Origin of the sequence: Mesobacterium pallidum (genome assembly GCF_019966535.1) — a bacterium.
Classification (GTDB): domain Bacteria; phylum Pseudomonadota; class Alphaproteobacteria; order Rhodobacterales; family Rhodobacteraceae; genus Mesobacterium; species Mesobacterium pallidum.
In genome coordinates, this window is the sequence record NZ_JAIMID010000011.1 from 132,950 (window position 1) to 149,850 (window position 16,901).

Here is a 16,901-nt window from a genome sequence, read left to right on the forward strand (position 1 = left end):
GCCAAGCTGGGGCGGTGAGACATGGTGGGGTTAAACCCCACCCTACCCAAATCGAAAAGGGCCCGCGTCGTGCGGGCCCTTTTGTTATGTGCAGGGGGGCCGGGTCAGCTGGCCAGGATACGCGTGACCATCTCGGAGGTGTCGCGCGACAGGCCCGGCGTGGCGGCGATGCGCTCGAGCGCGGCCTTGGCGGCGGCCTGCCGCGCGCTGTCGTAGCGGCGCCAGGTCTGGAAGGCGGTCGACATCCGCGCCGTGGTCTGCGGGTTCAGCGGGTCGAGCTTGATGAGCCAGTCCGCCAGCAGCGCGTAGCCCTCGGGCCGGTGAAAGCCCGCGTGGTGCCCGGCCAGCGCGCCAAAGACCGCACGGAAGCGGTTGGGGTTGGTCATGTCAAAGGCCGGATGCCGGGTCAGCGCCTCGGTCACCGCGACGACTTCGTCGGGGTGTGCGGCCGAGATTTGCAGCCCGAACCACTTGTCCATGACCAGCCGGTCATCCTGCCATTGCGTTTCGAACTGCTTCAGCGCCTCGGTGCCGCGGCCTGCACGCAAGAGGTTGGCGAGGGCCGAGAGTTGCAGCGTCATGTTGTCGGCATGGTCGAACACCGCCTGCGCATTGGCCCCGCTGTCGAGCCGCCGTTGCAGCGCCATCACGGCCGTGCCCAGCGACCGCTTACCCGATTGCTCGGCGTTCGGGGCATAGGGTTCGGTCACCGCGGCCTCGGCCGCGAGGCTGGGCAGCAGGTCGGCCCAGCGGTCGGCCATCGTGTCCAGCAGGGTCTCGTTCGCCTGCCAGATTGCCATCGGGTCGGGCGTGCTGCCGGTATCGGCCAGCACCTGCGCGATCTCGCTCTGGCTTGGGCCCTGCAGCATCAGCGCGCGGAAGGCCGGGTCCTGGCTCTCGTCGCGCAGCACCTCGCGCAGCCCGTCCAGCCAGAGCGTATCGGGGCCCGCGCCGTCGCGGACCATGGCGACAAGGCAGTCGCGGGCCAGATCGCGCGAGGCTTCCCAGCGGTTGAACGCATCGGTGTCATGGGCCAGCAGGAAGGCGCGTTCCTCGCGGCTGACCACGCGGTCCAGCACCACGGGGGCCGAGAACTCGCGCAGGATCGACGGGATGGGTTTCGCGGACAGCCCGTCGAATGTGAACGACTGCTCCGCCTCCGTCATCTCGAGCACGGTGGTCGGCACGACTTCGTCACCATTGGGCGACAGAAGGCCCACGGCGATGGGCAGCACCTGCGGCAGTTTCTCGGGCTGGCCGGGGGTGGGGGGCGTCATCTGCTTGAAGGTCAGCGTATAGGTGCCATCGGCCCAATCCTCGGCCACGGTCACGCGCGGGGTGCCGGACTGGCTGTACCAGCGCTTGAACTGCGTGAGGTCCCGGCCGGTCGTGTCCTCGAAGACCTTCAGCCAATCCTCGATCGTCGCCGCGTCGCCATCGTGCCGCTCGAAATAGAGATCCAGCGCCCGGGCATAGGCCGCGTCGCCCACCAGCCGCTTGAGCATGCCGATCACCTCGGCGCCCTTTTCATAGACCGTTGCGGTGTAGAAGTTGTTGATCTCCTGAAAGCTTTCCGGCCGCACCGGGTGGCTCAGCGGCCCCTGGTCCTCGGGGAATTGCCGGGCGCGCAGGGCGATCACGTCGTCGATCCGCTTGACCGGAGCCGAGCGCATGTCGGATGTGAACTGGCTGTCGCGATAGACCGTCAGCCCCTCTTTCAGGCACAGCTGGAACCAGTCGCGGCAGGTGATGCGGTTGCCGGTCCAGTTGTGGAAATACTCATGCGCGATGATCGCCTCGATCCGCTCGAAGTTCATGTCGGTGGACGTCTCGGGCGAGGCCAGCACGCAAGAGGAGTTGAAGATGTTCAGCCCCTTGTTCTCCATCGCGCCCATGTTGAAATCGTCCACGGCCACGATGTTGAAGATGTCGAGGTCGTATTCCCGGCCATAGACATCCTCGTCCCATTTCATCGACTCCTTCAGCGCCTGCATGCCGAAGGCGCATTTGCCCTCGTCACCGGGGCGGACCCAGATGTTCAGCTCGATCTCCTTGCCGGATTTCGTGGTGAAAGACCCGGGATGGTTCACCAGATCCCCCGCGACCAGCGCGAAGAGGTAGGCGGGTTTGGGCCAGGGGTCATGCCATTCGGCAAAGCCCTCTCCTTTCGCCACGGGGTTGCCGTTCGACAGCTTGACCGGTTCGTCCCCCTCGATCCGCACGGTAAAGACCGACATGACGTCGGGCCGGTCGGGGTAGAAGGTGATCTTGCGGAACCCTTCGGCCTCGCATTGGGTGCAATACATGCCGTTCGACATGTAAAGCCCCTCGAGCGCCTTGTTGGCGATGGGGTCGATCTCGACCTCCGCCTCCCAGGTGAAGGGGGCATCGGGGACGGGGCAGGTCAGGCCCTCGTCGGTCTGGGTGACCTCGGCCGGGCCGCCGTCGATGCTGGCGCTGATCAGTTTCAGCTTTTCGCCGTGCAGGAAAAACTCGCCCCCCGTGGTGGGCACAAAGCGGATGCGGCTCAGCACCCGTGTCGCATCGGGGGCGAGGCGGAAGGTCAGGTGCACATCCTCCACCCGCCAGCCGAAGGGCTGGTAATCGGCAAGGTAGATCGTCTTGGGGGCGGCGTCCTTCATGTCAGGCTCCGGGTCGGTTGCGCTTTGGAGCGCAACTTGGCGCGGGGGCCGGGGAGTGTCCAGCGCATCGCCTGAATTCGCGGGGAACCTTTCGCGCAGAGGCGCGTTGAGAGGATGAACAGAGACAACGACAGGAGCTGACCCATGTCCGCACCGGACACCGACATCACCAAGGAAGAACGCCGCCACAAGCCCGCCCTCATGGGCATCAAGGGGGCGCTCGCCGTCGTGATCCTGATGTTCGTCGGATGGGTGGGCTGGACCTTCGTCGCCGCCGACGGCCCGGATGGTGCCGCCACCCAAGTGGATGGCCGCACCGGCGAGGTCGCCGACTGACCCCGCTTTCTTGATCGACCCCCTCCCTCGGGTCACCAACTTGGCCGCGCCATACCCTGGCGCGGCCTTTTTCCTTGCATCACGTTCGGTGCTTTATGCCAGCACCTCGGCCCCGATGTGGCGGGCGAGCTTCGACAGGGTCTGCAGCCCCAGCGCCTCGGCCCCGAAGCCGCGGGCGGTCTGGAATTCCTCGACCGTCACGAAGGTCATGCGCAGGGTGACCCGGGTCGCCTCGCCGAGGTCTTCGAAGGTAATCACTTGGTCCGCATGGTCGGGGCCGTGTTCGCCATGGCCCAGCGTCAACGCAATCCGGGTCTGCGGCGTGTAGCGGAGGCCGCGGTGATGGTTTGGATAGAGCGTGCCATCGGGGCCGATCATGTCGAACACCCATTCCCCGCCGTCCCGCAGGTCGATCCGGTGGGTGCGGCAGGAAAACCCCTCGGGGCCCCACCAGAGCGGCAGCGCCTCGGCGTCGGTCCAGGCGGCCCAGACCGCGGCGACGGGCGCCGCGATCTCGCGCACCAGGACCATGGTGCGGTCCTCGCTCATTTCGCGACCAGCGACAGGGCGTAGTCGTCCAGCTGCGTGGCCACCGTGCCCCAGCCGTCGTAGAACCCCATCTGCTTGTGCGTCTCGGCCGTCTCGGCCGTGCGGTGCCGCGCCGTCGCGGTGTAGATCGTGCCGCCGTCCGGCGCATCCGACATCTCGACGATGGCGGTCATGAAGGGGTCGGCCTTGGGCTTCCAGCCTTCCTCGTAGCTGTCGGTGAAGACGAGCTTTTCCTCGGGGATGATCTCGAGGTAGACGCCCTTGTTGTCCATCTTGTTGCCTTCGACGTCGAAGACCGTGTCAAAGCGGCCGCCGACCCGCAGGTCGATGTCGACACTGACGATCTTGTGCGGGCGAGGGACGAAGAAATGCGGGATGTGCTCGGGCCTGGTCCAGCATTCCCAGAGCAGGGCGCGCGGCGCGCGCAGGGTCCGGGTGAAGGTCAGGTCAGTCGTCGGGTCGAGTGTCATTGGCGCGCTCCCTTGCTAGCCGTGTCACGTAATCGTCGAGGCGATCGAGGCGGGCGCCCCAGATCGCGCGTTGCTCTTCCAACCAGCCCTGAACCGGGGTGAAGGCCCCGGGGACAAGGGCCACGTGCCGGGTGCGGCCTTGCTTTTGGGTCGTCACGAGGCCGGCCTGTTCCAGCCGGGTCACATGGCCCATGAAGCTGGGCAGCGCCATGTCATGCGGCGCGGCCAGTTCCGACACCGTCGCCGGCCCCCGCGCCAGCCGCTCGAGGATCGCCCGCCGCGTGGGATCCCCCAGCGCGGTGAAAAGGCGGTCGAGCTGTCCGGGGGCGAGGTTCATGGCACCGTGTTTGGTTAGGTTGTGGCCTAAGTATTCCGGGCGCGAGGGACAGGTCAACAAAAAACTTAGGGCATGACCTAACTTTTAGTGGATCCCGGCCTTGACGGTCGGACCGGGGCGCTGCCCCGGACCCCGGAGTTTATTGGCACAATGAAGGGGGATCCGGCGCGATGCGAGGGACCAGCGCGCGCGGCACCTGCAGGAGTGAGGGGCCGGCCCCTCACGTTCCCCGGGATACTTCTGGAAAGATGAAGAGGGAACCAGCGCCCAGCCTTTCACTTTTCCCCGAATACTCCCGCCGGAGGCGACGCAACCGTGCCGACAGGCGCGAGCTTCGCCAGCGGCGCATCAGGGCAGCAGGCGGGCGGCTTCCTTGGCGGCGAAGGGCTTCATCTGCGGGCCATGGGCGTCGACGAATGCGCGGGCGCGGGGGGCATCGTGCTTGGACAGGTCGCGGATCCACCAGGCGACGGCCTTCTGGATGAACCAGTCGGGGTCGGTCACGTAGCCCGCGGCCCAGCCGAGGATGCGGTCGCGGGCGGCGAGGTCCTCGGGCTTGGGGTTGTTCTGCTTGGTCCAGGGCAGGGTCATGACCAGCGCCGCGCGGCGGGTCCACATGTGCGGGGAGGTCGTCCAGCTCTCGACCTCGTCCAGGCGCGCGGGGTCGGCTGTCAGGCGTTTCTGCCCGGCCATGCAGGCGTGGTCGGCGATGGCCCAGCTGTCGAAATCGGGCACCCAGGAGGCGATGAGCCGCCAGGCCGCATCGTCGGGGCGGATGCGGGCCTGGGTCAGCAGCTTGGCGGCGGCGATGCGGCCCTCGAAGATGTCGGTCTGCCAGAGCGCATCGGCGAGCGCGACGCGGTCCGCGACCGTCATGGATTGCCGCCAGCCCTTGGTGATGTCGTTGAGCGCCGGGTTGGGGATGCCCAGGACCGCGCGCGTTTGCTTGTGGTAGGCGGCCATCTGCTCGGCGCGGCCGGGCTCGATGGCGGCGCGCAGCTCGGCCAGGGCATCCTCGAGGCTCACCAGTTCGCCTCGATCCCGGTGGGAGCGCCGTCGAGCGTTTGGGTGTTCTTTTCCTCCCAGTAGGCGCGGATGCCCTCGGGGCCCTTGTCATTTGCCCAGGTCTCGAGCGTGTCGCGCTCGGATCTGAACTCCATGAAGGGCACGGCGTAACCGCAGGAGGTCTGCACCAGCGTGACATCCATGTCGTAGACCTGCCGCGCGCCGGGCGGGTTGCCGAACTGCGCAACCATGTCGTCCCAGTCGGGCGCGTCATGGTGCAGGGTCCGCGCCGTGCCGAAGGCGCGCAGGATCAGCGGGCGCGTGGTGGTGCTGCACCACATCACCGTCATGCGGTTGACTTGCGCCAGGTGCCCGGCGGTCTCGTTCCCCGAGCCGGTGAGGTTCAACCAGATCAGCCGGTTCGGCCCCAGCACGCGCAGGCTGTCGCGGCCCTTGGGCGAGACGTTCACATGGCCCGTCGCCGCCGCCGTGGCGACAAAGAACATGTGCTGCTCGGCGATGAACCGGGTGTGGGCCTCTTCGAAGGCGGGGAATTGCTTGGCCATGGCTTACTCCACCGTGACGGATTTCGCGAGGTTGCGGGGCTGGTCCACGTCGGTGCCCTTGGCGACGGCCGCGTAATAGGCCAGCAGCTGAGCGGGGATGGCGTAGAGGATCGGGGCCAACAGGGCCGGCACCTCGGGCAGGGTCAGGAGGGTCATGCAGTCTTCGCCCGCCCGTTTCGCACCTGCGGCGTCGGTCATCAGCACCACCTGGGCGCCGCGCGCGATCACCTCTTGCATGTTCGACACGGTCTTGTCGAAAAGCCCGTCGTGCGGCGCCATGACGATCACCGGCACGTCGCGTTCGATCAGCGCGATGGGGCCGTGCTTGAGTTCGCCCGATGCATAGCCTTCGGCGTGGATGTAGCTGATTTCCTTGAGTTTCAGCGCACCTTCCAGTGCCAGGGGATACATCGCGCCCCGACCCAGGAACAGCACGTCGCGCGCCTCGGAGATCTTGCGGGCGGCGGCGTCCACGTCGCGGGCAAGGTCCAGCGCATGGTTCAAATGGCCAGGCAGACCGCGCAGGGCGCTGAGGTGATCGGCCAGCGCGTCGTCGCTGAGATGCCCGCGGGCATGGGCGGCTTTCAGCGCCATCAGCAGCAGCACGGTCAGCTGGCAGGTGAAGGCCTTGGTCGAGGCGACGCCGATCTCGACCCCGGCATGGATCGGCAGGGCCAGGTCGCTTTCCCGCGCGATCGAGCTTTCGGCCACGTTGACCACCGACAGGATCCGGTCGGCCTTGCCCGTGCTGTAGCGCAGCGCGGCGAGCGTGTCCGCCGTCTCGCCCGACTGGCTGACGAACAGCGCGGCGGTGCCGGGCGACACCGGGGGTTCGCGGTAGCGGAATTCGGAGGCGATATCGACCTCGACCGGCAGGCGGGCGAGCTGTTCGAACCAGTACTTCGCCGTCAGGCAGGCGTAGAAGGCGGTGCCGCAGGCGACCATGGTCATGCGCTCGACCCTGGTGAAATCCACGCCAGCCCCGGGCAGCACGACGTCGCGGCCATCCTCGCTGAGGTAGGCATTGACGCATTCGCCGATCACGGTCGGCTGCTGCATGATTTCCTTCATCATGAAGTGCTTGTAGCCGCCCTTGTCGACCCGGGCGCTGTCCACATGCACCTGCCGGACCTCGCGGTTGGCGCGGGTCCCGTTGGCATCGACGATGTCGAGCGTCGTGCGGGTGACGACCGCGCGGTCGCCTTCCTCGAGATAGGTGATCCGGTCGGTCAGCGGCGACAGCGCGATCGCGTCCGAGCCGACGAACATCTCGCCATCCCCGTGCCCGATGGCGAGCGGAGAGCCCTTGCGGGCGGCGATCAGCAGGTCGTCCTGACCTTCGAAGAGGAAGACCAGCGCAAAGGCGCCCTCGAGCCGCGCGAGTGTGGCATCGACCGCCTGAACGGCGTTCATCCCGGCCTGCATGGCCTGTTCGACCAGCAGCACGACGGTTTCGGTGTCGGTCTCGGTCGCGAACTCGACGCCCTTGGCGGACAGCTCGGCGCGCAGGTCGCGGTAATTCTCGATGATGCCGTTGTGCACCACGGCGACGCCGCCCGCGCGGTGCGGGTGGGCGTTGGTGGTGTTCGGCGCGCCGTGGGTGGCCCAGCGGGTGTGGCCGATCCCGGCCTTGCCGGCGAGCGGTTCGTGCACCAAGAGGTCCGAAAGGTTCACCAGCTTGCCGACCGCGCGGCGGCGGTCCAGCGTCCCGTGGTTCAGCGTGGCGATGCCCGCGCTGTCATAGCCGCGATACTCGAGCCGCTTGAGCGCCTCGACCAGCAGGGGGGCCGCCTCGTGATTGCCTAAGACCCCGACGATTCCGCACATGTCTACTCTGCCTCTTGTTTTTTCAGGGCGCGCAGACGGTCCATGAACCGCACCGCGAACCCGTCCTTGTTGTCCTGCTTCGAACGTCCCACGGCCATGGCGCCCGCGGGCACGTCGCGGGTGACGACCGTGCCCGTCGCGGTCATCGCCGCATCGCCCACGGTCACGGGCGCGACCAGCATGGTGTTCGACCCGATGAAGGCGCGTTTGCCGATGGTCGTGCGGTGCTTGAAGACACCGTCGTAATTGCAGGTGATGGTGCCGGCGCCCACGTTGGTGCCTTCGCCCACGTCGGCGTCGCCGATGTAGCTGAGGTGGTTGACCTTGGCCCCCTCATCGATGATCGCGTTCTTGACCTCGACGAAATTGCCGACATGCACCTTTTCGGCCAGTTCCGCGCCGGGGCGCAAGCGGGCGAAGGGGCCGACGGTGGCGCCCTGGCTGACGTGGCAGCCTTCGAGATGGCTGAAAGACCGGATGGTCGCGCCGGATTCAATGGTCACGCCGGGGCCGAAGACCACGTTGGGCTCGATCACGCTGTCGCGGCCGATATAGGTGTCATGGGCCAGGAAAACCGTCTCGGGTGCAACCAAAGTGACGCCGATGTCCAGCAGCTCGGCCCGGGCGCGCGCCTGGAAGGCCGCCTCGGCCCGGGCGAGGTCGGCGCGGGAATTGACGCCCATCGTCTCGGATTCGTCGCAGGCGATGGCGGTGGCCGTCAACCCGCGCGCACTGGCGATTTCGACGATGTCGGTCAGGTAGTACTCGCCGGCCGCATTGTCGTTGCCGACCGCGTCGATCAGGTCGAACAGCAGCTTGGCGTCCGCCATCACGAGGCCGGAGTTGCAGAGCGTGATCTTGCGCTCTTCGTCCGTCGCGTCCTTGTACTCGACGATCCGGGTCAGCGCCTCTCCGTCCATGATCAAGCGGCCATAGCGGGCGGGGTCCGCCGCCTCGAAGCCCAGCACGACCACGTCGGCCTTGCTGCGCGCCTCGGCCATGGCTTCCAGAGTTTCGGGCCGGATGAAGGGCGTATCGGCGTAAAGCACCAGCGCGTCACCGTCGAAGCCATCGAGCAACGGTTTCGCCTGCGCCACCGCATGGGCGGTGCCCAGCCTTTCGGCCTGCACGACGGTCTGGGCGGCGGGGTTCCACTCCTCGGCCTCGGCCTGCACCGCCTCGGCGCCGTGACCGGCCACGACGACCAGCCGCGACGGCTCCAGCATGGCGCCCGCGTTCATCGCATGGGCCAGCAGCGGCGCGCCGGCCACCGGGTGCAGGACCTTGGGCAGGTCCGAGTTCATGCGCGTGCCCTGGCCCGCCGCCAGGATGATGAGTGCGGTTGCACCGGTGGTCATGTGGGTCTGCCCGTCGTCTGTTTTGTCTTTGCGCCCCTTTTAGCCTTGTGTCTGCCTGCTGGAAAGCGCTGCGGCGTTCAACTTGGGTTGCGGCTTGTGTCAGATCGGGGCAGGGTCGCGCCGATCTGGGAAAGGGCGGATATGGGCACGGTCATCTTCGATCTGGACGGCACGCTGGCGGATACCTCGGGCGACCTGCTGGCTGCGGCCAACCATTGCTTTCGCGGCATGGGTCTGGGCGACCTGCTGGGCCCGGGTGACGCAGGCGTCGCGCTGCGCGGCGGCAAGGCCATGCTGCGCGCGGGGCTGACCCGCGCCGGGCGGCTGGACGAGGACGTGATCGAGCGCTGGTATCCCGAGCTGCTGAGCGCCTATGGCGAGGCTTTGGACGTGCACACCGTGCTGTACCCCGGCGCGATGGAGAGCATTGCGCGGATGGCCGGCGACGGGTTCAACATTGGCATCTGCACCAACAAGCCCGAGGCGCTGGCCGAGGAGTTGCTGCGTCGCTTGGGCATCCGCGACGCCTTTGCCAGCATGGTCGGCGCCGACACGCTGCCGGTGCGCAAGCCCGATCCCGAGCCGCTGCGCGAGGCGGCGCGGCGTGCGGGCGGCGATCCCGCGCGCTGCCTGCTGGTCGGCGACAGCATCACCGACCGCGATACCGCCCGCAATGCCGGGGTGCCCTGCGTGCTCGTGGGCTTCGGCCCGGCGGGCGGCGACATGGCGGCGCTGGAGCCCGAAGCCATCATCGCCCATTTCGACGAGCTGCCCGAGGTGGCAGCGCGCTTGCTGGAGGTCTGAATGGAGCGTTTCACCGGCAATTTCACCCAGCAGGAGCCGATCCCCGAAGAGGCCATCGCCCGCGCGGTCGAGGTCATGCGCTCGGGCCGGCTGCACCGTTACAACCTCTCCCCCGGCGAAGAGGGCGAGGTGAGCACGCTTGAGCGGGAATTCGCCGCGGCCATGGGGTCGACCTATTGCCTGGCCGTCGCCTCGGGCGGCTACGCGCTGGCCTGCGCGCTGCGGGCGGTGGGCGTCCAACCGGGCGACACGGTTCTGACCAACGCCTTCACCCTGGCCCCGGTCCCGGGCGCCATCGCCAGCGTCGGGGCCGTGCCGGTCTTTGTCGGCGTGACCGAAGGGCTGGTGATCGACCTCGACGACCTCGCCGCCAAGGCAGGAGAGGCCAAGGTGCTGATGCTCAGCCACATGCGCGGGCACCTCGCGGACATGGACCGGCTGATGGCGATCTGCGACGCGGCCGGCATCACGGTGATCGAGGATTGCGCCCACACCATGGGCGCACGCTGGAACGGGCGCCTGTCGGGCACCGACGGGGCGGTGGGCTGCTATTCGACCCAGACCTACAAGCACATGAACTCGGGCGAAGGCGGGCTGCTGGTCACCGACGACCCCGAGATCGCGGCGCGGGCGGTGATGCTGTCCGGATCCTACATGCTGTACGGAACACATACGGCCGCGCCGGGGCCCGAGGTGTTCGACGAGATCAAGTACCACACGCCCAATGTCTCGGGCCGGATGGACCACCTGCGCGCCGCGATCCTGCGGCCGCAACTCGCGCGGCTGACCGAGCAATGCGAGCGGTGGAACGAACGCTATCGCGCGGTCGAGGACGGCTTGCGCGGCACGCCGGGTCTCACGGTGGTCGAGCGGTCCGCGGCGGAATATTATGTCGGCAGTTCGATCCAGTTCCTGCTGCTCGACTGGCCCGAGGCCAAGCTGCTGGACGTGGTCGCCCGCTGCAAGGCGCGCGGGGTCGAGCTGAAATGGTTCGGCGGGGCCGAGCCGGTGGGCTTCACCTCGCGCTACGACAGTTGGCGCTATGCACCAAGCGCGCCAATGCCGGCCAGCGACCGGGTGCTGAAAGCGATCCTCGACATGCGTCTGCCGCTGACCTTCGAGCTTGAGGACTGCGCGCTGATCGCCCGTATCATCCGGGCAGAAGTCGGCGCTGTCTGGCAGGGTTAGGACTTTGCCCTGATGGCGTCGATCGCCATGAGTTGGCTTTCAAAGCCGCCAAGGTGGTACGACCCGTCCTTGTAGATCGAAAAGTCATCGGCGCCGATGACCCTGCGGGTCTGCACGATCTCGAACTCATGCCCGCTTGAATATATCACGTCGACCACCTGCCTGTCGGCGCCGTACTTGCTCATGATCTGCCCTCTTCCCAATCGCCCGCTTCGAAAATATGCAGGAACTGGAAGGCAATCAATGGGGGAGGCGGTCAAACAACCTCCCCCATTGCGGGAGTGTGGTGTCGATCAGAAGACGATCAGCCCGTGATCGCCGACATCTGGCGTCTCATCGGTCAGATTTGCCTTGGCGATCTCGTACATGAAGCCCGCGGCCCCGTCCGTGGCCCAGATTTCCGCCGTCTTCGGCGTGAACTTGATCAGCCGCACCTTGGGATCGTCGCGGCCCTTGTCGAACCAGGCGCCGGCGACGGGCGACCACAGTTCATCAAGCTTTGACTCGTTCTTTTCTTGGGTCAGCGTGCCCTCGACCCGGGCATAAAGATGCGCCTTGCTGTCGGCCACGACATGGGTCGCCTGTGCGCTGCCGTGGCAGGCGCGTTCCACATCCGTGCCCTCGGCGGTGATGAAGTAGAGCACGCCTTCGTCCTTGTCGGCGAAATGGCTCATCGGCGTCATCTCGGCGCCGCCCGCCTCGAGCATGCCGGCCTGCGCCTTGTCGATGCGGTTCCAGAACTCGGATTTCAGATCTTGTGCCATGGTGGTCGTCTCCTTTCGGTTCGACGGACCAACGCGGCGGGGCGGATCATGTTCCAGCCGCGGGGCGGGGCGGTGCGAGCAGACACGCGCCCCGGGCCGACGGAGCGCGGCCACGTCCCCCTGGCCGACCTCAGTCGGCGCGTCCGCGGATCAGCAGAAGGATCGCGACCGCGATCAACGCTTCGCCCAGCGCGATGCCGGCACCGCGTTCGATCATCAGCCGACCCAGCACGAGGATCAGCGCCAGCGCGGCGAATGGCCGAACCAGCACGGCCGAGACCAGCATCGCGCCACAAAGCGCAAAGCCGGCGCGGAACCACGTGTCGATCTGTGCGCCCATCCCGGTGGGCTGCGTCAGCCCGGTCAGCCAGGGCGACGGCGACAGCTCGACCCCCAGCAGGGGCCAGGTGCCAAGACCGAACAGCACCAGCCCGGGCAGCAGGCACAGGAAATAGGTCACGACGTTGGTCGTCTGTGCCGGAAGCACGGTATGGTTGTAGATTGTGGTAAGAAAACGCGACACGCGCTTGACGGCGGACGCCTGTTTCAGCTGCTGAAACGCAGGCTCCGAACGCATGTCGACCTGTCTGAGCAGTTTTGGCAAGTTAGCCTCATTCCTTGTTTCGCGCGCCACCTGGCCTCAGGCATGCGGACACGCATTCGTGGTCCCTGGTGCTACCCTGTCACGAACTGAAACCCGGAAAAAGCGAAAATATGCATGTCGCATGCATAAGTATGTGCGCCGCATGCAAATTTGCAACGCCATGAAAATGCTATGATTTTGCCAGAATCTCGCGCGAATTACGAGACTTGGTCACGGTTTTTCCACCGAGGACCAAGGCGAGAAGGCAAGTTATCAGGAGGATGTCGAGCATAACGGGCTCCGGTATGAAAACTGGTTAACATGTACCACTGAATCGGCACGTGGTCACCTTTCATCCAAGCGTGGCGGAATTGAGGCAAAACTGGTGAATTCTTGCGAAGACACTGTGGCACTTGCCTTTTTCCGGATTGCCCGGACCCGCGCGACACTCTGTTTCGATTCGCGCAACGCGAGAAAACGCCGCCTGGACGCGTCCATCGCGAAAAGGATTGACGGAAATGATGTCCCGGGACTAGAAATGAACAAGCGTTCAATTAACGGGAGGGGAGGCCCCATGTTCACCGCGACGATGAAGTTCGACCTTGGCGAGGACGTGGCCGCCCTTCAGGAAAGCGTCCACCGCTGGGCGCAGGATCGCGTCAAGCCGCTGGCGGCGCAGATCGACGAGACCAACGCATTCCCGAACGAGCTGTGGCCCGAGATGGGCGAGATGGGGATGCTGGGCATTACCGTCCCCGAGGAATACGGCGGGCTGGGGATGGGTTACCTCGCCCATGCCATCGCGGTGGAAGAGGTGGCGCGGGCCTCGGCCTCCGTCTCGCTCAGCTACGGGGCGCATTCCAACCTCTGCGTCAACCAGATCAAGCTGAACGGCACGCATGAGCAGAAACAGAAATACCTGCCCGGCCTGATCTCGGGCCAGCATATCGGCGCGCTGGCCATGTCCGAACCCTCGGCCGGGTCGGACGTGGTGTCGATGAAGCTGCGCGCGGAAAAGCGCAACGATCACTTCCGACTGACCGGCAACAAGTACTGGATCACCAACGGCCCCGATGCCGACACGCTGGTGGTCTATGCCAAGTCCAACCCCGAGGCCGGATCGAAGGGCATCACCGCCTTCCTGGTCGAGAAAACCATGAAGGGCTTCAGCACCTCCAAGCATTTCGACAAGCTCGGCATGCGCGGATCGAACACGGCAGAGCTGATCTTTGACGACGTGGAGGTCCCGTTCGAAAACATCCTTGGCGAAGAGGGCAAAGGTGCGCGCGTCCTGATGTCCGGGCTCGATTACGAGCGGGTCGTGCTGGCGGCCATCGGGCCGGGCATCATGGCCAACTGCCTCGACGAGATCATGCCCTACATGGTCGAACGCAAGCAATTCGGCCAGTCGATCGGGGATTTCCAGCTGATGCAGGGCAAGATCGCCGACATGTATGTGGCGATGAATTCGTCCCGCGCCTATGTCTACGAGGCCGCCAAGGCCTGCGACCGGGGCGAGGTGACGCGCCAGGATGCGGCGGCCTGCGTGCTTTATGCCTCTGAAGAGGCGATGAAGGTCGCGCACCAGGCGGTGCAGGCCATGGGCGGGGCCGGGTACCTGACTGATAACCCGGTCGGGCGGCTCTTCCGCGATGCCAAGCTGATGGAGATCGGGGCCGGCACATCCGAGATCCGGCGCATGCTGGTGGGACGCGAGATGATGGCCGCGATGCGGTGACGGGCTTGCGCCCGCGGCGCCTCTGCCTACACCTTGGCAGGGACGCAAACCAACATCCGTCCCCGGACGGGCAGTCGAGGCCCCGATGAAAACACTCCGCCCCGCATCCGATTACGACACGCTGCGCAAACGCTTCTTCTGGGATCTGCCGGACGAGCTGAACATGGCTCAGCAGGTCTGCGATGGCTGGGCGGCGACCGAGCCCGACCGGCTGGCGATCATCGACCTCAGCGGGAAAGAGCGGCGCGATGTGACCTATGGCGCGCTTTGGCAGCTGTCGCGGCGGATCGAGGCGGCTCTGGTCAGCTTCGGCGTGCTGCGCGGCCACCGGGTGGGGGTCCTGCTGTCGCAATCGCCCTATTGCGCGGCGGCGCATGTCGCGATCTGGCGGCTGGGCGCGATTTCCGTGCCGCTGTTCAAGCTGTTCCAGCCGGCCGCGCTGAAGACGCGGATGGACGATGCCGGCATCGGCGTCGTGCTGACCGATGACGAGGGGCGCGAAATGCTGAAGGGCCTCGGCCCCCGCGCCGTGCTCGAGCGCGAACTGCCGGGGCCCGAGATGGCGACCCGCGCGATCCACACGACGGGCCCGGACGAGGCGGCGGTGCTGATCTACACCTCCGGCACCACCGGCGCGCCCAAGGGGGCGCTGCACGGCCACCGGCTGCTGACCGGCCACCTGCCGGGGGTCGAGATGAGCCATGATTTCCTGGGGCAGGAGGGCGACTGCCTTTGGACACCGGCAGATTGGGCCTGGATCGGCGGGCTCTTCGACGTGCTGATGCCGGGGCTTGCGCTGGGCGTGCCGGTCGTGGCCGCGCGAATGCCGCGCTTTGTTGTGCGGAAATGCCTGAAGATCATCGAGCAAGGCAATGTCCGCAATGTGTTTTTCCCGCCCACGGCCCTGCGAATGCTCAAGGCCGAGGGCGCGGTGATCCCCGGGTTGCGCACGGTGGCGTCGGGGGGTGAGCCGCTGGGGGCCGAGATGCTCGACTGGGGCCGCGAGGCGCTGGGGGTCACGATCAACGAATTCTACGGCCAGACCGAATGCAACATGGTGGCGTCCTCCTGCCAGGCGCTGTTCCCGCCGAAACCCGGCTGCATCGGCCGCGCCGTGCCCGGCCACCGCGTCGCCGTGATCGACGCCGAGGGGCGAGAGACGGAGGGCGAAGGCGACGTGGCCGTGATGCGCGGCTCAGCATCCATGATGCTGGAGTATTGGCGCAAGCCCCAGGAAACCAAGGAAAAGTTTCGCGGCAAGTGGATGGTTACCGGCGACCGCGGCGTGATGGAGGATGGCTTTCTCCGCTTTGTCGGGCGCTCCGATGACGTGATCACGAGCGGCGGCTACCGCATCGGTCCGGCCGAGATCGAGGATTGCCTGCTGACCCATCCGGCCGTCGCCACGGTCGGCGTGGTCGGCAAGCCCGACGCGCTGCGGACCGAGATCGTCAAGGCCTACGTGGTCGTCAAGGACGGGGTCGCGGCCGATGACAAGCTGGCTGGGGAACTTCAGATATGGGTGAAAGATCGCCTCGCAAACTACTTGTATCCAAGGGAAATCGGGTTTCTGGATGCGCTGCCTGTGACCGTGACCGGCAAGGTGATCCGGCGCGAACTCAAGCTGCGCGCGATGGAGGAAGGATTGTGACACGCGGGCGCGGTATCCTTGGGATGGTCTTGGTGTGCAGCCTAGTTTTGGGCCTGCTGCCGGCAGCCTTGTCGGCGCAAGATGGTCAAGGGGGTCGCGTAGATGATTTCCGGATTGACGTCCTGACATGGTTCGATGGCTGCGCCGCTTTGACCCAAGACGGGCCGACAGGTAGTACCATGGACATAAAATGTGTGTCCGCCTCGACTGACTATTGCGCATTCGGTCGTCCGGAGCCGGACCATCTTCTTTGCCTGACGGATCTCACCGAGCATCTTGAGCGCGCAAACGAGGCACTCTTGGCTGTATTGCCCTCGGGCGACGGGTTGACCGGCTTTCGAAGGGTGCGTTTCGAACTGGGCCTCGCCCGGATCACCTCCGGCACATCGAGCACCTGTTACTTCCCTCCGGATGTACTCCCGGCCGAGATAGGGTGCCCACTGTCTCAGGAAGCGATCAAGTGGGTGAATTTGCGCGACCTCATCCGACTGACCTCCGGGGGCGTGCAGTGAGCCGTCTCCTGCATATCCTGATCCTGTTGCCGACGGGTCTGGGTTCCCAAGCCCTTCCCACCGATTTCGACAGCTGCCTCGATCTCGAGATCGCCCGGTTCGAGCGCAACCTGCGCTATCACCGCCTTGGCCCCGAGGCCGACAGTTTCGAGGTCGGCACGACCCGCGGCACGCAATTCTGCGGCACGGTGGGGATTGCGAACTGCGACCTCAGCGAGGACCGCGCGCCCTGCCAGCACGACCTTGCCGCGCGTCAGGATGCGGTGACCGACCACGTCCGCGCCACGCTGCCCGCGCCCGATGCGGTCGCAGGGAAGGCGGGGGCGGAGTCGGATCTGCTTTACCCGCAGCTTTACGCGCTGGCCTTCGATCTTTCGGCCGGGCCCGATTGCGCCGGCGATACCGACCTCATGGCGGCATGGTGCCAGGCGCGCAACGCCAATCACCGGCTCGGCTCGGCCGTGCTGGCCTGGCAGATGGCGCGCTACCTCGGGGCCGCGCCCGATGCGATCACCGCCGGCTGGGCCAAGGCGCCGCCGGCGACGCGGCCCCGGGCGCGGAACGAATGAAG

General features: G+C 66.4%; 17 protein-coding genes. 6 read left to right on the top strand and 11 right to left on the bottom strand.

Annotation, left to right across the window (positions count from 1 at the left end; all coding sequences use genetic code 11):
• Nucleotides 1–104: 104 nt before the first annotated feature.
• Nucleotides 105–2,642 (bottom strand): aminopeptidase N, encoded by a 2,538-nt coding sequence (gene pepN, locus MF270_RS16715; protein WP_238367051.1) that lies wholly within the window; start codon nt 2,640–2,642, stop codon nt 105–107.
• A 144-nt stretch (nt 2,643–2,786) separates the two neighbouring features.
• On the opposite strand from pepN, the gene MF270_RS16720 reads away from it, so the two are divergent.
• Nucleotides 2,787–2,978: a hypothetical protein gene (locus tag MF270_RS16720; protein WP_238367052.1), complete on the top strand. Its 192-nt coding sequence runs from the start codon at nt 2,787–2,789 to the stop codon at nt 2,976–2,978.
• 93 nt (nt 2,979–3,071) lie between these two features.
• Here the strand turns inward: MF270_RS16720 and MF270_RS16725 are convergent, their stop codons facing one another.
• From MF270_RS16725 to glmU, 7 genes are all read right to left on the bottom strand, one after another.
• Entirely contained in the window at nt 3,072–3,527 is a 456-nt protein-coding gene (locus tag MF270_RS16725) for an SRPBCC domain-containing protein (RefSeq protein WP_238367053.1), read from the bottom strand.
• On the bottom strand, nt 3,524–3,997 hold the full coding sequence (locus tag MF270_RS16730; RefSeq protein ID WP_238367054.1) for an SRPBCC family protein: 474 nt from the start codon (nt 3,995–3,997) through the stop codon (nt 3,524–3,526). Before MF270_RS16730 ends, MF270_RS16725 begins: the two co-directional genes overlap by 4 nt.
• Nucleotides 3,975–4,334: an ArsR/SmtB family transcription factor gene (locus MF270_RS16735; protein WP_238367055.1), complete on the bottom strand. Its 360-nt coding sequence runs from the start codon at nt 4,332–4,334 to the stop codon at nt 3,975–3,977. Before MF270_RS16735 ends, MF270_RS16730 begins: the two co-directional genes overlap by 23 nt.
• 348 nt (nt 4,335–4,682) lie before the next feature.
• Nucleotides 4,683–5,360: a DNA alkylation repair protein gene (locus MF270_RS16740; protein WP_238367056.1), complete on the bottom strand. Its 678-nt coding sequence runs from the start codon at nt 5,358–5,360 to the stop codon at nt 4,683–4,685.
• On the bottom strand, nt 5,357–5,905 hold the full coding sequence (locus tag MF270_RS16745) for a pyridoxamine 5'-phosphate oxidase family protein (protein ID WP_238367057.1): 549 nt from the start codon (nt 5,903–5,905) through the stop codon (nt 5,357–5,359). The genes MF270_RS16740 and MF270_RS16745 overlap by 4 nt, the downstream gene beginning before the upstream one ends.
• Nucleotides 5,906–5,908: 3 nt before the next feature.
• On the bottom strand, nt 5,909–7,732 hold the full coding sequence (glmS, locus tag MF270_RS16750; protein WP_238367058.1) for a glutamine--fructose-6-phosphate transaminase (isomerizing): 1,824 nt from the start codon (nt 7,730–7,732) through the stop codon (nt 5,909–5,911).
• A 2-nt stretch (nt 7,733–7,734) separates the two neighbouring features.
• On the bottom strand, nt 7,735–9,090 hold the full coding sequence (glmU, locus tag MF270_RS16755; RefSeq protein ID WP_238367059.1) for a bifunctional UDP-N-acetylglucosamine diphosphorylase/glucosamine-1-phosphate N-acetyltransferase GlmU: 1,356 nt from the start codon (nt 9,088–9,090) through the stop codon (nt 7,735–7,737).
• A 141-nt stretch (nt 9,091–9,231) separates the two neighbouring features.
• Here glmU and MF270_RS16760 point away from each other — a divergent pair, with 141 nt between their 5' ends.
• Both MF270_RS16760 and MF270_RS16765 read left to right on the top strand, forming a co-directional pair.
• Nucleotides 9,232–9,894: an HAD-IA family hydrolase gene (locus MF270_RS16760; protein ID WP_238367060.1), complete on the top strand. Its 663-nt coding sequence runs from the start codon at nt 9,232–9,234 to the stop codon at nt 9,892–9,894.
• Nucleotides 9,895–11,082, top strand: a complete 1,188-nt coding sequence (locus tag MF270_RS16765) for a DegT/DnrJ/EryC1/StrS family aminotransferase (protein ID WP_238367061.1) — start codon at nt 9,895–9,897, stop codon at nt 11,080–11,082.
• Here the strand turns inward: MF270_RS16765 and MF270_RS16770 are convergent.
• From MF270_RS16770 to MF270_RS16780, 3 genes are all read right to left on the bottom strand, one after another.
• Nucleotides 11,079–11,267 (bottom strand): hypothetical protein, encoded by a 189-nt coding sequence (locus tag MF270_RS16770; RefSeq protein WP_238367062.1) that lies wholly within the window; start codon nt 11,265–11,267, stop codon nt 11,079–11,081. The genes MF270_RS16765 and MF270_RS16770 overlap by 4 nt on opposite strands.
• Before the next feature lie 108 nt (nt 11,268–11,375).
• The gene (locus MF270_RS16775) at nt 11,376–11,846 is read right to left on the bottom strand and encodes a pyridoxamine 5'-phosphate oxidase family protein (RefSeq protein WP_238367063.1); all 471 of its coding nucleotides are present in this window, start codon (nt 11,844–11,846) and stop codon (nt 11,376–11,378) included.
• A 130-nt stretch (nt 11,847–11,976) separates the two neighbouring features.
• Entirely contained in the window at nt 11,977–12,369 is a 393-nt protein-coding gene (locus tag MF270_RS16780; RefSeq protein WP_238367064.1) for a hypothetical protein, read from the bottom strand.
• Nucleotides 12,370–13,003: 634 nt separating this feature from the next.
• On the opposite strand from MF270_RS16780, the gene MF270_RS16785 reads away from it, so the two are divergent.
• The 3 genes from MF270_RS16785 to MF270_RS16795 all read left to right on the top strand — a co-directional run bounded on the left by MF270_RS16785 (nt 13,004) and on the right by MF270_RS16795 (nt 16,899).
• Nucleotides 13,004–14,167 (top strand): isovaleryl-CoA dehydrogenase, encoded by a 1,164-nt coding sequence (locus MF270_RS16785; RefSeq protein ID WP_238367065.1) that lies wholly within the window; start codon nt 13,004–13,006, stop codon nt 14,165–14,167.
• An 85-nt stretch (nt 14,168–14,252) separates the two neighbouring features.
• Nucleotides 14,253–15,818: an AMP-binding protein gene (locus MF270_RS16790; RefSeq protein ID WP_238367066.1), complete on the top strand. Its 1,566-nt coding sequence runs from the start codon at nt 14,253–14,255 to the stop codon at nt 15,816–15,818.
• 508 nt (nt 15,819–16,326) lie between these two features.
• Complete coding sequence (locus tag MF270_RS16795) at nt 16,327–16,899, top strand: hypothetical protein (protein ID WP_238367067.1); 573 nt, start codon at nt 16,327–16,329, stop codon at nt 16,897–16,899.
• Nucleotides 16,900–16,901: the final 2 nt, after the last annotated feature.

Coding starts and splice junctions, on each gene's coding strand:
- pepN (WP_238367051.1), bottom strand. CDS start 2,642: ATGAAGGACGCCGCCCCCAAGACGATCTACCTTGCCGATTACCAGCCC.
- MF270_RS16720 (WP_238367052.1), top strand. CDS start 2,787: ATGTCCGCACCGGACACCGACATCACCAAGGAAGAACGCCGCCACAAG.
- MF270_RS16725 (WP_238367053.1), bottom strand. CDS start 3,527: ATGAGCGAGGACCGCACCATGGTCCTGGTGCGCGAGATCGCGGCGCCC.
- MF270_RS16730 (WP_238367054.1), bottom strand. CDS start 3,997: ATGACACTCGACCCGACGACTGACCTGACCTTCACCCGGACCCTGCGC.
- MF270_RS16735 (WP_238367055.1), bottom strand. CDS start 4,334: ATGAACCTCGCCCCCGGACAGCTCGACCGCCTTTTCACCGCGCTGGGG.
- MF270_RS16745 (WP_238367057.1), bottom strand. CDS start 5,905: ATGGCCAAGCAATTCCCCGCCTTCGAAGAGGCCCACACCCGGTTCATC.
- glmS (WP_238367058.1), bottom strand. CDS start 7,732: ATGTGCGGAATCGTCGGGGTCTTAGGCAATCACGAGGCGGCCCCCCTG.
- glmU (WP_238367059.1), bottom strand. CDS start 9,090: ATGACCACCGGTGCAACCGCACTCATCATCCTGGCGGCGGGCCAGGGC.
- MF270_RS16760 (WP_238367060.1), top strand. CDS start 9,232: ATGGGCACGGTCATCTTCGATCTGGACGGCACGCTGGCGGATACCTCG.
- MF270_RS16765 (WP_238367061.1), top strand. CDS start 9,895: ATGGAGCGTTTCACCGGCAATTTCACCCAGCAGGAGCCGATCCCCGAA.
- MF270_RS16770 (WP_238367062.1), bottom strand. CDS start 11,267: ATGAGCAAGTACGGCGCCGACAGGCAGGTGGTCGACGTGATATATTCA.
- MF270_RS16775 (WP_238367063.1), bottom strand. CDS start 11,846: ATGGCACAAGATCTGAAATCCGAGTTCTGGAACCGCATCGACAAGGCG.
- MF270_RS16785 (WP_238367065.1), top strand. CDS start 13,004: ATGTTCACCGCGACGATGAAGTTCGACCTTGGCGAGGACGTGGCCGCC.
- MF270_RS16790 (WP_238367066.1), top strand. CDS start 14,253: ATGAAAACACTCCGCCCCGCATCCGATTACGACACGCTGCGCAAACGC.